Source organism: Nocardia sp. bgisy118 (assembly GCF_057708605.1).
In genome coordinates, this window is the sequence record NZ_JBYISM010000017.1 from 42,737 (window position 1) to 55,517 (window position 12,781).

Annotated in this window: 9 protein-coding genes and 1 pseudogene; all 10 read right to left on the reverse strand. The window is 67.4% G+C overall.

All coding sequences use genetic code 11. The features are described from left to right. Positions 1–21: 21 nt before the first annotated feature. The gene (fadD32, locus tag AC3EO7_RS21030) at positions 22–1,941 is read right to left on the reverse strand and encodes a long-chain-fatty-acid--AMP ligase FadD32 (protein ID WP_431966419.1); all 1,920 of its coding nucleotides are present in this window, start codon (positions 1,939–1,941) and stop codon (positions 22–24) included. Positions 1,942–2,138: 197 nt separating this feature from the next. Continuing rightward, complete coding sequence (locus AC3EO7_RS21035) at positions 2,139–3,158, reverse strand: LLM class F420-dependent oxidoreductase (RefSeq protein ID WP_431966417.1); 1,020 nt, start codon at positions 3,156–3,158, stop codon at positions 2,139–2,141. Positions 3,159–3,325: 167 nt separating this feature from the next. Continuing rightward, the gene (locus AC3EO7_RS21040) at positions 3,326–4,309 is read right to left on the reverse strand and encodes a cutinase family protein (RefSeq protein ID WP_431966415.1); all 984 of its coding nucleotides are present in this window, start codon (positions 4,307–4,309) and stop codon (positions 3,326–3,328) included. Next, positions 4,306–4,854, reverse strand: a complete 549-nt coding sequence (locus AC3EO7_RS21045) for a DUF732 domain-containing protein (protein WP_431966413.1) — start codon at positions 4,852–4,854, stop codon at positions 4,306–4,308. Before AC3EO7_RS21045 ends, AC3EO7_RS21040 begins: the two co-directional genes overlap by 4 nt. Positions 4,855–4,955: 101 nt before the next feature. After that, positions 4,956–6,833: an alpha/beta hydrolase-fold protein gene (locus tag AC3EO7_RS21050; RefSeq protein ID WP_435592176.1), complete on the reverse strand. Its 1,878-nt coding sequence runs from the start codon at positions 6,831–6,833 to the stop codon at positions 4,956–4,958. Positions 6,834–7,008: 175 nt separating this feature from the next. Further along, positions 7,009–8,043: an alpha/beta hydrolase gene (locus AC3EO7_RS21055; RefSeq protein WP_431966409.1), complete on the reverse strand. Its 1,035-nt coding sequence runs from the start codon at positions 8,041–8,043 to the stop codon at positions 7,009–7,011. A 391-nt stretch (positions 8,044–8,434) separates the two neighbouring features. Then, a pseudogene (locus AC3EO7_RS21060) lies at positions 8,435–8,581 on the reverse strand (alpha/beta hydrolase-fold protein); the annotation flags it as partial. An 82-nt stretch (positions 8,582–8,663) separates the two neighbouring features. Next, a complete protein-coding gene (locus tag AC3EO7_RS21065; protein WP_435592177.1) occupies positions 8,664–9,662 on the reverse strand; it encodes an alpha/beta hydrolase in 999 nt (332 codons plus the stop codon). Positions 9,663–10,076: 414 nt separating this feature from the next. After that, positions 10,077–11,132, reverse strand: coding sequence for an alpha/beta hydrolase (locus AC3EO7_RS21070; protein ID WP_435592178.1), 1,056 nt, complete (start codon positions 11,130–11,132; stop codon positions 10,077–10,079). A gap of 301 nt (positions 11,133–11,433) precedes the next feature. Further along, positions 11,434–12,519, reverse strand: coding sequence for an alpha/beta hydrolase (locus AC3EO7_RS21075; RefSeq protein WP_431966401.1), 1,086 nt, complete (start codon positions 12,517–12,519; stop codon positions 11,434–11,436). Positions 12,520–12,781: the final 262 nt, after the last annotated feature.

The following is a 12,781-nucleotide window of genomic DNA, read 5'->3' on the forward strand; positions in this document are numbered from 1 at the left end:
CCTCTAACTCACCCTGGGCAATTACTCTTCCGGTGCATCGGGGAAAGCCTGCTGGGTGTAACCGCCCCGCAAGGTTCCCTCCAGATAAGCAGTCTTGCAGGCGCGCCGGGCGATCTTGCCGCTGGAGGTGCGCGGGATCGAGCCCGCGGGCACCAGCAGCACGTCGCGCACGGTGACGCCGTGGCGCTGCGAGACCGCCGCGCGCACCGCGTCGGCGATCGGCAGCGGATCGGCCTTGCCCGCGCCAGGCCCGCGCTCGCCGACGATGACGAGCTGCTCGGAGGCGTCGTCGGCGTCGAAGGACTTCAGGCCCGAGTGGCTGCCCTGCTCGAAGACCTCGGCGGGCAGCTGGTTGGCGGGCACCGCGAACGCGGCGACGAAGCCGGGGCGCAGCGCCTTGCTGGCTTCCTGCGCCGAGTACTCGAGGTCCTGCGGGTAGTGGTTGCGGCCGTCCACGATCACCAGGTCCTTCACGCGGCCGGTGATGTACAGCTCGCCCTCGAAGTACACGCCGTAGTCGCCGGTGCGCATCCAGTGCGCGTCGGACTCGGCGCCCTCGGTGTGGCTGCCCTCGACGAGCGGCTCGGTGATCTTGTTCTGGAAGGTCTTCGCGGTTTCCTCGGGCCTGCCCCAGTAGCCGATGCCCATGTTGTTGCCGTGCAGCCAGATCTCGCCGACCCGGCCGTCGGGCAGCTCGTGGCCGCCACCGTCGTTCTCGACGGTCTCCGGGTCCACGATCACGGCCCACTGCGACCGGGCCACGTAACCGCAGGACACCTGCGCGATGGCGGCCTCGGCGTCCTGCTCGACCTTCACCATCCGGCCGGCATTGAGCTCGTTGCGGTCCACATAGACGACCTTGGCCTCGTCCTCGGCCTTGGTCGCCGAGACGAACAGGGTCGCCTCGGCCATGCCGTAGCAGGGCTTGATGGCGGTCTTGGGCAGGCCGAACGGCGCGAAGGCCTCGTTGAACTTCCGCATCGAGGAGGTGGTGACCGGCTCGCTGCCGTTGATCAGGCCGATGACGTTCGACAGATCCAGCGACTCGCCCGGCTTCGGCAGACCGCGCGCCGCGGCGTGCTCGAAGGCGAAGTTCGGTGCGGCGGCGAAGGTTCCGGCGCCGTCGGAGACCGCGGCCAGTTCCTTGATCCAGCGGTACGGGCGGCGCACGAACGCGCTCGGCGACATGATGGTGATGTACTTGCCGCCCACCGCGGGCAGGATCACCGTCAGCAGGCCCATGTCGTGGAACAGCGGCAGCCAGGTGACGCCGCGCGAGTTCCAGTCCAGATTGATGGAGTGGACCATCTGCAGCAGGTTGGTGCCGACGGCGCGGTGGGTGATCTCCACGCCGGCCGGTACCCGGGTCGAGCCCGAGGTGTACTGCAGGTAGGCGATGTCGTCGATCTTGATGTCCGGGCGCACCCAGGTCTCGCCGACGCTGTCGGGGATCGCGTCGACGGCGATGATGCGCGGGCGCTGCGCGGCGGGTAGCGCGCGGAAGAACTGACGCACCCCGGCCGCGGAGGAGCTCGCGGTCAGGATGGCGGAGGGCTCACAGTCGCCGAGCACGGCGTGCAGGCGGTCGGTGTGGCCGGGCTCGTCCGGGTCGAACAGCGGCACCGAGATGGTGCCCGCGTAGATGGCGGCGAAGAAGGAGACCACGTAGTCGAGGCCCTGCGGAGCCAGGATCGCGACACGGTCGCCCCGCTTGGTCACCTGCTGCAGTCGGGCGGCCACCGCGCGCAGCCGGACACCGAATTGCTGCCACGTCAGCTCGTGTACCTCACCATCGCGTTCCCGCGAGTAGTCGATGTAGCGGTACGCGAGCGTGTTCGCGTCGTTGCGGGTGTGCTTCTCGACGTGATCGACCAGGGTGTGATCCTCGGGAATACGGATGTTCCCGGTCTCGTCCAGGTAGTCGTCGAAAGTCTCGTCCATTCCTTCTTCTCCTCCGAGGCACACGCAGCAAGACGGCGGCACCGCCGCCCGTCACCTACCTGTGAGGCCCCGACTCGCTTTCGCCCGCGGGTGCTCTTCGTCTTAGAGCCGAACCTGCAGATTTTCACGCGGTCTGCGCGGTGACCGCTATCGGCTAAATGTTCTCAAACCAGAGTCATGTTACAGAGAAGACCGGGTCACTCGTCCCGCAGCAGGGGGATAACCGGTGCGAACGCGTCCATCTGGGTGGGGAACACCCCGACATACGACATCGAAGTGAGTTGTCGCACACGACGGATCTGTTCGGCGATCTCCTCGAACGTTCCGATCGCCACGTAAGGCGAATTCAGAATGTCCTCGACCGAGAGCTTGGTGTCCACCTCGAGATCGGGGTGCAGACCGCGCTCGATGGCCGAGAGCGCCATCTCGGCGGTCTTCTCCCGATCGTCGGTGATGACGATCGCGGTGATGGCCCAGTTCAGCTCGATCTGATCGAACCGCTCGCCCGCGGCCTCCTTGATCAGATTCACCTTCTCGATGGTCTTCTCCATGGTGATGCCGGAGAGCAGACCCTTGCCGTTCTTGGTGGTGACCGGAACGACGGAGATGATGTCGGCGTGCTTGGCGGCCAGGCGCAGCATCTTCGGTCCGCCGCCGCCGGTGCAGATCGGCGGGCGCGGGCCCTGCCGCGGACGCGGGGTGCCCTTGATGCCGTTGACCTGGTAGTACTTGCCCTCGAAGGTGCATTCCTGACCGCGCAGCAGCACGTCCAGAATGGTCAGCGCCTCGTCGAGCTTGGCGAGACGCACGCCCGGGGAGTCGTAGACCAAGCCCGCGGCCTGGTACTCGTCCTGCTTCCAGCCCGCGCCGAGGCCCACCTCGAGACGGCCCTTCGACAGCACGTCGATGGTGGCCAGATCCTTGGCGAGCACCACGGGGTGCCGGAAACCGTTGGCGAGCACCGAGGTTCCGAGGCGGATCTTCTCGGTGGCCTGGGTCAGTGCGCCGAGCGCGGCGATCGGACCGATCTGGTCACCGAGGTGATCCGGCACGACGAAGGTGTCGTAGCCGTACTCCTCGGCCTGCTGCGCCGTCTGAACGAACTTGCGGGCTCCGCCCTCTTGCTTGTTCCCCTCGCCCGCAGCCGCGAAGCGAAAAGGACGCAACGGGGTGCCCAATGCGGTCAGCTCACCGGCCGTGGCGGCGGCTTGTGTCATGAACTCATGCTCCTGGCTGTAAGGAAATGCGGCGCGAATCCCGCCCCCGATACTGGGGGGTAGTCGCGATCATCAGCGCACTTTACAACGTACCGACGAACTCCCGTGCGTTTGCGGCGGCACGGACTGGCCGAACACACGCCTGCGTCCGCGTGGTTTGTGCCATCTCACGAATGCGGCGGTCGAGGGGCTCCCTCGATCAGACCGCTCGCCCAGCCCGCCGTCCACTGCGTCGCCGTGGTGCCGTTTCCGTCCACCACGAATCCGTTGTAGAGAGCGTGCACCGGATTCCCGACCGCGCGCACCAGCGTGACCACACTGGGAATCCAGTTCACCGGATTCAGCGCTTGCTGCGGTGAATCACAGATCAAATCGCCTGGGGCGCAGATGGTGTAGGTGCGGTCGGCGAGCGCGCCGAAACCGCCCCGCGGACCGGTCATCGTGATGCCCGGTACCTTCAGGCCCGCCAGCGCGACCTCGGCGCCGACGCCGGGCGGCGGCGTACCGACCGGGATGGCCCCACCGGGTTCGGCGCCGGCGACGCGGCGACCGTCGGCGATCAGCGTGACGCCGAGCACCCGATCGGCCGGAACCGGACCCTTGCCCGCGCCGATCTGCGCGGCGATATCGCCCGCGATCACCGCACCCTGCGAGAACCCGGCGATCACGTAGGTGGTCAAGGGGCATTCACGGGCCCGCTCGGTCATCGCGTCGACCATCCGCTGGGCGCCCTCGGAGCGGCTGTTGTTGTAGGACTGCTGGCCGTCCGGCGGGATCGCCACCGGGTTCGAGAACTGCGCCACGTACGGCACGGTGTAGACGTCGACCCGCTCGGCGGGGAACTGCTGCTGCACCGGACCGGAGATGTTGAGCATCAGCGACAGCGGATTGGCCGCCGGGTTGTGCGGGTCGTCCGTGCTGTTCGACTCCCACGTGCCCGGCACCGAGATCATCTGCACGTCCGGACAGGTGGCGGGCTGTGACGTGGGCGGCGTCGGCGGCTCGGGTCCCGGTTTCGGCACCCGCAGCCGTCCGGCCAGCAGGAACCACAGCAGGATCACCACGACGACGATCAACGCGATGACCGCGAGTAACACCAGGCACCCCGCCGGCCCTATCCGGCGGGGTCTCGAACCGCGACGCGCACTCACTGGCAGTAGTTCTGCTTGGCCGTCTGGATGTAGATCTGCCCGGCTTGCTCCACCGACATCTTGGCCGGGTCGAAGGACGGATCGGAACCGGCCATGGCATTGACGAACGTGGTCAGATCAGCCTCGGAAGCGCCCGCGGCGACACCCTGGCAGACATAGCTGCCGATGCTCAGCGCGATGTCCGGGCTGGACGGTGTCACGCCCTGCGCCTTCAGCGCGTCGAGGAACTTGCGGTCCTTTTCGGTGAGGTTGGAGGTGTCCGCGGGCGGCACCTCGTTGGTCGGCACCGGCTGCGGGCGCTCCGGCGCGGCGGTGTCGGCGGGCGGCGGTGCCTGCTCGGGGGCGGGGGCCGGCGTGCTCTGGTGGCCCTCGTGGCTGCCCTCGGCGGGACTGGTCGTCGCGGCGGCAGGCTGCGACGCAGTCGTGGTCGGCGTCAGCCTCGGCGTGCTCGTCGCGGTCGAGTCGTTGTCACCGCAAGCGGCGAGCAGGCCGGTAGCGGCGATCGCCACGGCAACGCCCAGTACCTTTCCACGGGTCCGATGCATGAATTTCTGTCCTCGATCTGTCGGCAAGGGGGATCGGTCGCCCCCAGGGTAATGGCAACGACCGGCCAGCCGCCGTCAGTCACCCGACAGACCGGTCGGAATCAAAGGCCGTGAACCTCCGATTTGCCATCACGCACCGTGATGAACCCGACTTGGAAGTTCTGCCGCACCCCGCCGGGAATCGCGAATTCGTCGCTGATCGGATAGCCGAGTTTGCCGTGCTCGAAGCCGACGCCTTGCCAGGCGTCCAGCACGGGTCCGTTGCGCACCGCCCACGCGCCGGAGAGCGGACTCCAGTAGACGTTGCCGCCCTCGAATCGGCTGTAGCGACCGAGATCCTTCAGCGGAAGTTCCTCTTCCGCAGGGAAACCCAGCCAGCTGTTCTCGTAACCCAGCTCGGCGTACTTGGCGAGGATCAGGCCCTGCACTCGGTGCACGCCGGTCTTGGCGCTGTAGTAGAACGGGCCGGCTTCGAACGCCTGCACCGCGCCGTCCTTGTTCGGCGTCTTGACCTCGGGCGCGGTCGGATAGCCCGCCGGTCCGCGCTCGAAGCCCTGTCTGCCCCATTCGTCGAGGATCGCGCCGCGCACCACTTGGGCGCCGGTCTGTGGCGTCCAATACAGCGAGCCGTGCTGGAACGGCTGGAACCGTCCGCGGCCGTCGGGCAGCGCGCGTTCGGCGCCGGTCGGCAGCCCGAGCGGGCCCGCGGGTCCGTGCGCGGCCTGGTAACCGCCGCCGATCATGCCCGCGACCGCGTGTGCCCCGGTCTCCGGCGAGAAGAACATGCGGCCACCGCGGAACTCCTGCGCGACGCCACCCGGCACCTGGTACTCCGCGGTGAGGCACTCGCCCAGCCAGCCGTTCGCGGCCAGCGCGGCGCCGATCGGTTCCGCGGGCGCGCACGCGGGCTTGCTCGCTTCCACCCCGAGCGCGGACGCCGCCTGCGTCCAGGACTGGCGCATCTCGAAATCCCAGTACGGCCACGTGTGGGTACCCGAGGCGCGGTAGTTGACCTGCGCCGGAATGGACAGCTGGGCCAGCTTGGCGACGAAGTTCTCCGAGGTGAGCCGGGACAGGACCTCCAGGCCCATACCCGCGTAGTTGGTGCTCACGCCGGGGATGATGCCCGCGGCCTGATCGAACGGCCCGGTCGTGCCGCTGCCGCTGGAGACGTAGAGGCTGATGCCCTTCAACCGGTCGGCCAGCGTGTACGGGTCGTGGTTCTGCCACTCCTGGCTGGTCGGCGGGCCCCACATCGCGGCCGAGTCGAAACCGCCCGCGTCGCGCATGGCGAACTCGATGGCCTGTGGCATGCCGAGCGTGGTCGTGGTGAGGAAGCCCGAGTACGAGGCGGCGTATTTGGCGAAACCCGGATTGCGCCCGGCGAGGAACATCGCCGCCGTGCCGCCCATCGAAAGACCTTGCATGCCACGCACATCCGTGGCTCGCCACTGGCTCTCCAGCAGCGGCGGCAGCTCCTTGGTCAGGAACGTCTCCCACTTGTAGTTCCTGCCGTTGTCCGGCTGCAGCCAGTCGGAGTAGAAGCTGGACTGGCCGCCGATCGGCAGCACCACCGTGACGTTCTTGTCGGTGAAGAAGTCGACGGCGCCCGCGTCCTTGGTCCAGCCGCTCTCGTCCTCGGTGGCGCGCAGGCCGTCGAGCATGAACAGCACGGGGAACCTGGCGTCCGGCCGAGCGTTCCATTCCCTGGCCAGCAGCAGCTGCACCTGCACCGGCGCGCCCATGGACGGCGAGTTCACCCACAGCGCCACCCGGCGGTCACCGAGCCAGATCACGTTCTGCACCGAGGCCGCGGCGGGCACGGTCGCGGGCTGGGCCGCGGCGGGCGCGGTCAGCGGGGTGGTTCCGGCGGCGAGCGGTAGCACCAGGGCGGTGGCGAGCAGGGCGAATCGGCCGCGCGTCGTGCGTCCGCCGCGACGACGTGCCTTCCCCCATTTACCACACGCAACTTCAGCCACGAGAGGTGTTTCTACTCCGGCAAACCCCCAGTTCCCGGTAGACGCGCCCGTAGCAAACCGGGGTGTCTGATTTCTCCGGTTGCCTTACGGCGTGTCGGGCGGCCCGGCGAAAACGACGGCGCCGCCGCTTCCACGAGGAAGCGGCGGCGCCGTGCCGTTGTTCAGTGCGCGGAGATCACCAGGCGCCGGTGGCGTCCAGGATGCCCTTGCGGGAGTTCCACAGCTGGCCCTCCCAGTACTTCCACGAGTGGGTACCCGCGGCCGGGAAGTCGAAGAAGGCCGGGATGCCGAGCGAGCCGAGGCGAACCTGGAACGCGCGGGTGTTGACCAGCGACAGGGCCTCGAGCGCCATCGCGTTACCGGTGTTGAACAGGCCGACCGGCGAGTTCGGCCGGTCGAACTGACCGGGCAGACCCGACGCCGCCGAGATGTACATCGGCAGGCCCTTCAGCTGCGGCGCGAACACGAACGGGTCCATCCGCAGCCACTGCGGGCTCCACGGCGCGGCCATCGAGTCGACGTTGTAGCGGCCCGCGTCCAGCATCGCGATGCGGATCGCCTCGCGCATGCCCGGCGCCGAGATGTTCAGGTAGCCGGAGTAGGAGCCGGCGAACTTGAACTGGTCGCGGTGGTAGGCGGCCAGGGCCAGCGCGGCGCTACCGCCCATGGACAGGCCGATGACCGCGTTGTTGTTCTTGGAGACGCCGTAGCCCGCGAGGAAGTTCGGCAGCTCGTTGGTCAGGAAGCTTTCCCACTTGTAGGTGGTCTTCTGACCGTTGGTGTTGCTGGGCGCGTACCAGTCGGTGTAGAAGCTCGACTGGCCGCCGACCGGCATCACCAGGGTGATGTTGTCGTTCTTGAACTGGTCCATCGCGTTCGTCTCGAACGACCAGGCATTGCGGTCGTCACGAGCGCGCAGGCCGTCGAGCATGTACAGCGCCGCGTTGCCGCCGCGCGATGCCCACTGCACCTGGACCTTGATCGGACCCATCTGGGACGGGACCATCAGCTCTTCGTAGCCACCCGCGGGCGCGCGCAGCACCGGCGCGTGCACGGGAGCCGCGGTGGCGACGGTCGGGGAAGCCAATCCGGCGGCGATCGGAAGCGCCAGTGCAGCCGCACCGACACCCAGAATTCGATGACGCCAACCACGAGGTGCGCCTTGCCGACCCGACTTGACACTCGGCGCGGCGGCCCTGCCGAAACGCATGAATCCTGCTCACTTTCTGCTGTTGCGGTGTCGCCATGCCGATCCGGCGAGACGACACCCGTGCTGCCAACGACGCGCGTCACACCCATGCCGGTTCCCGACATTCCGGCATCAATCGACGGCGCTACAACGATCTGGTCACACTTGCGCTCGCAGGAGGATATTCGACGTCCGAATCCTTAGCAAGGCTGCGGTCGGCCGGGTGGCCGAAATCCGCCCGCGCACAATCTGTGATCGTGCGGTGACCCTACCGCGTTCCAGCAGTGATGTCGTCCCCGACCGTCGATTTTGTTACGTAATCCAGAAGTGATCGATATCGTCCGTCACCGAAGGATTACCCGCGCGGGCGGAAATGGGCCGACAGAACGCCGCCGTACGGCGTGCGATCCGGCAGCATTGCCGGGCGCATCGCTTCGCGCACGCCAGGCCTCGAGAGATCGAGCACACCCGAGAACGATCCGGCGAACTCGAACCGACCGCGATGCGGCGCGGCGAGCGACAGCGCGGCGCTGCCGCTCGTCGAGAGCCCGCCGCCCGCCCGGCGCACGCGATACCGGGGCATGCACCGGAGCGGCGGTGGCGACCGTCGGGGGTCGCCCCCCGACGTCGCATTTGTTACGTCATCCAATATGCGCGCTCATATCGGGCAACATCGCGAGCACCTGATCGTTCCAGTAAGGCCAGCTGTGCACGCCGATCTCCGGGTAGTTGTAGATCACGTTCGCACCGCCCAGGCTGTCCATCTTGGACTGGAAAGCGCGGGTGTTGGCCAGCGCGAGCGTCTCCAGCGCCCTGGCGTTGTTGAGGTGATACAGGTCGATCGGAGCATTGATCACGTCACGCGGGCCGCTCATGCCGCTTCCCGCCGAGATCCAGAGCCGAGTTCCGTGCTGCCGCAACAGTTGTGCGAACATGAACGGGTCGTGGCGCAGCCAGCGCGGATCCCACGGCGGCCCCCACATGGCGTCGATGTTGAAACCGCCCGCGTCGAGGAGCGCCAGCCGCAATGCCTCGCGCATGCCGGGCGCCGAAATGTTCAGATATCCGGAATACGAACCCGCGTAACGGAATTGGTCGGGGTGATAGGCGGCCAAGGCGAGCGCGGCGCTGCCGCCCATGGACAGACCGAAGACGCCGTTGCCGTTCGGGTTGAAACCGAGCCGGTCGCGCAGCGCCCAGCGCAGATTCTCGGTGAGGAACGTTTCCCAGGCGTAAGTGATCGCCTGGCCGTTGGTGTTGCTCGGCGCGATCCAGTCCGAATAGAAACTGGACTGGCCGCCGATCGGCATCACCACGTTGATGTTCCACTGCGTGAGGACGCGGGAGATGTCGGTGTCGATCTCCCAGCCGCTCAGGTCGTTGCGGGCGCGCAACCCGTCCAGCGCGTAGACGACGCGCTGGGTGTTGCCGTCGGCGGCGCGGAAGATCCGGTTCTTGATCGGGCCCATGCTGGAGTCGACCCAGAAATCGAAGCCCGCCGGATCGAAACTCGCCGCGGCCGGGGCGCTCAGCCCCGCGCTGGCCGCGCCGAACGGCACCGCGAGGGCGAGTGCCAGACCGGCGACCGAGCGCCGTAACCACCGTTGTGAAGTCCGTATCCCGGCAACCGCACCGCTCATGCCTGCGCCTCGCTGACGCTCGGCTCCAGCATGCGCGCGGCCCGCCGGTACATGATTCGCTCACTGCGTTCACTCATCGCGTCAACTCGCATCGACCAGACCTTTCGCCCGCGCGGTCACCGTTGACCGCAACCGTCGTGCATGAGGATCGCCACTCGGCGCCGAGAACCGGAGGAGCGCAGGTTTCGGCGGTACTGCTCTTCTATATGCGGGTATTCGAAGCAGAGGCCCCCGAGACGCGCTGCGATATCGGATCGTGACCAAAACCGGACATCGGCCCGTTCGGCCCCCGCAGGGGACGCTTACGGGTGCGGGAGTCGGTAGACGTTCATCCGCTGGCGACCGCTCAGCCAACGCGGAAAACAAAAGGACCGCCCGGAGCCAGGTGGCTCCGAGCGGTCCTCTGCGTCGCGCTCAGCCGATGTTCGCGGACAGGTCGGGAAGCATGCGGTTCGCCTCTTCGGCCCAGTTGTTCCAGGCGTGAATGCCGTACGCCGGGAAGGAGTAGACGGCGTTGCCGCCGCCGAGCGTCGCCATGCGCGCCTGGAAGGCCCGGGTGTTGACCAGCGCGAGCGCCTCGAGCCCCATGCCGTTGAGGGTGTTGAAGCTCGGCGAATCGGTGGCCGAGGGCAGGCCGCTGGCCGCCGCCACCCACAGGCGGGTGCCGTTGCGAATCAGGTTGGGCGCGAACACGAACGGGTCCATCCGCAGCCACTGCGGGCCCCACGGCGGCGCCATCGAGTCCACGTTGTAGCCGCCAGCGTCGAGCATGGCCACGCGGATCGCCTCGCGCATGCCGGGGGCGGAGTTGTTCAGGTACCCGGAGAAAGAACCGGCGAAGCTGAACTGATCCGGGTGGTAAGCCGCCAGGGTCAGCGCGGCGCTGCCGCCCATCGACAGACCGAACACACCGTTGCGGTTCGGATTGAAGCCGAGCCGGTCGCGCAGCGCCGAGCGCAGGTTCTGGGTCAGGAAGGTTTCCCACTGGTAGCGGTAGCTCTTACCGGGACCGCCCGCGAGCGCGTTCATCGCGCCGGAGCCGGAGCTGGAGCCGGAACCCGCGGGGATGCCGAGGAATTCGCTCGGCGCGTTCCAGTCCGCGTAGAAGCTGGACATGCCGCCGACCGGCATCACGACATTGATGTTCCAGCTGGCCAGGAGCGCGGGGACGCCGGTCTCGATCTCCCAGCCGTTGAGGCTCTCGGGAGCCCGCATACCGTCGAGGACGTAGACCACCCGGTTGGTGTTGCCGTCCGCGGCGCGCACGACGCGGGACTTGATCGGGCCCATGCCCGAAGCGACCCAGAAGTCGAAGGCCGCCGGATCGAAGGCCGCCGAGGCCGTCGCCCCGGTGCCCGCTACGGAAACCCCCAGGGGCGCCAACATCGCGACCGCGATTCCGAGTGCCCACTTCCGCGTCCACGATCCGGACGACGTTCTACGGGGGCGTTTCCAGCGGACATTACGCATTCGACTAGACCTTTCCCTCGACGACCGGACGAGGGCAAACAGCAAGCAACTCGACCGGCCCCCTCATCAGGCACCAAGATCACCCGTCCGCGCTGAAAACGGACGTTTCGACCTCTGTGCATGCTCTCTGTGTATCAATCGAACAACGGATGCTTCTATGTTGCTGGAAAGTGATACAAGCCACAAGGATTCGTGATTTCCCCGCTGCCGATTCGTTGTCGACCCCGCTTGCGGCCCGCTCGGCGCACGAAAAAAACCGCCCGGCGCGGTGGCGCCGGGCGGCTTCGGGTCGAACGTCGAATCAGCCGATGTTGGCCGAGAGGTCCGGAATCATCCGGTAGACCTCGGACTCCCAGTTGCGCCAGTTGTGGATGCCGACGGGCGGGAAGCTGTAGGTCACATTGCTTGCGCCCAGTGTCGCCATCCGTACCTGGAACGCCCTGGTGTTCACCAGCGCCAGCGCTTCGAGCGGCACGCCTTGGACGACGTCCAGCGGCGTGTTCACGTCACCCGCGGCGGGCAGGCCGCTACCCGCGGCGATCCACAGGCGGGTGTTGTTGGCCTTGAGCTGCGGCGCGAACACGAACGGGTCCATCCGCAGCCACTGCGGGCCCCACGGCGGCGCCATCGCGTCGATGTTGTAACCACCGGCGCTCAGCATCGCCGCGCGCAGCGCCTCGCGCATGCCGGGTGCGGAGACGTTCAGGTAGCCGGAGTAGGAACCGGCGAAGCTGAACTGATCCGGGTGGTAGGCCGACAACGTCAACGCGGCGCTGCCGCCCATCGACAGACCGAACACACCGTTGCGGTTCGGGCTGAAACCGAGCCGGTCGCGCAGGGCCCAGCGCAGGTTCTCGGTCAGGAAGGTCTCCCACTTGTAGGTGTTGACCTTGCCGAGGGTCTCGTTCCAGCCGGACGAACCGGTCATCGAGGAGCCCGCGGACGAGCCGGTGGGGCCCGAGCCGGTCGGGATGCCGAGGAAGGTGCTCGGCGCGTTCCAGTCCGCGTAGAAACTCGACGGGCCGCCGACCGGCATGACCACGTTGATGTTCCACTTGCTGAGCTCGCGGGCGACCTCGGTGTCGATCTCCCAGCCGTTCAGGTCACCGCGGGCGCGCATACCGTCCAGCGCGTACACCACGCGATTGGTGTTGCCGTCGGCCGCGCGGAAGATGCGCGACTTGATGGGGCCCATGCTGGAGTCGACCCAGAAGTCGAATCCTTCCGGGTTGAACGCCGCGGATGCGGTGGCGCCCCCACCTGCCACCGACGCCCCGAGCGGTAGCACGATGGCCATCGAGACCAATACCGACTTCTTGAGCCATCCACCGGCTCTTCGAGCACGCGGGCGACCAGCCCGCGTGTTGCGCCCGATCACGCCTCGCATCTTGTATTCGGCCTTTCCCTGTATATGCGACCGAAGAGGGCCGCGACTCGACGGAGACCGCCGGTCTTCGTCCACGACGAGTGGACACCCCGGCGGGCGTACCGGATGAGCCTAACCCGCCATCGATGCCAGGGCGTTATCAAAAAGAGATAGAGCGTTGTACGCCACGTTGATGAGAACTTGACCAGAAAGCACTGGGCCCACGGTCATCCGTGGGCCCAGTGTGGCTCTAGAGATCGGTGTGACTCCCCAGCGCGGTGTG

Bases quoted from the DNA above. Each gene is read 5' to 3' on its own strand.
- AC3EO7_RS21075 (WP_431966401.1), bottom strand. From the start codon at position 12,519: ATGCGAGGCGTGATCGGGCGCAACACGCGGGCTGGTCGCCCGCGTGCT.
- AC3EO7_RS21055 (WP_431966409.1), bottom strand. From the start codon at position 8,043: ATGCGTTTCGGCAGGGCCGCCGCGCCGAGTGTCAAGTCGGGTCGGCAA.
- AC3EO7_RS21065 (WP_435592177.1), bottom strand. From the start codon at position 9,662: ATGAGCGGTGCGGTTGCCGGGATACGGACTTCACAACGGTGGTTACGG.
- fadD32 (WP_431966419.1), bottom strand. From the start codon at position 1,941: ATGGACGAGACTTTCGACGACTACCTGGACGAGACCGGGAACATCCGT.
- AC3EO7_RS21070 (WP_435592178.1), bottom strand. From the start codon at position 11,132: ATGCGTAATGTCCGCTGGAAACGCCCCCGTAGAACGTCGTCCGGATCG.
- AC3EO7_RS21035 (WP_431966417.1), bottom strand. From the start codon at position 3,158: ATGACACAAGCCGCCGCCACGGCCGGTGAGCTGACCGCATTGGGCACC.
- AC3EO7_RS21045 (WP_431966413.1), bottom strand. From the start codon at position 4,854: ATGCATCGGACCCGTGGAAAGGTACTGGGCGTTGCCGTGGCGATCGCC.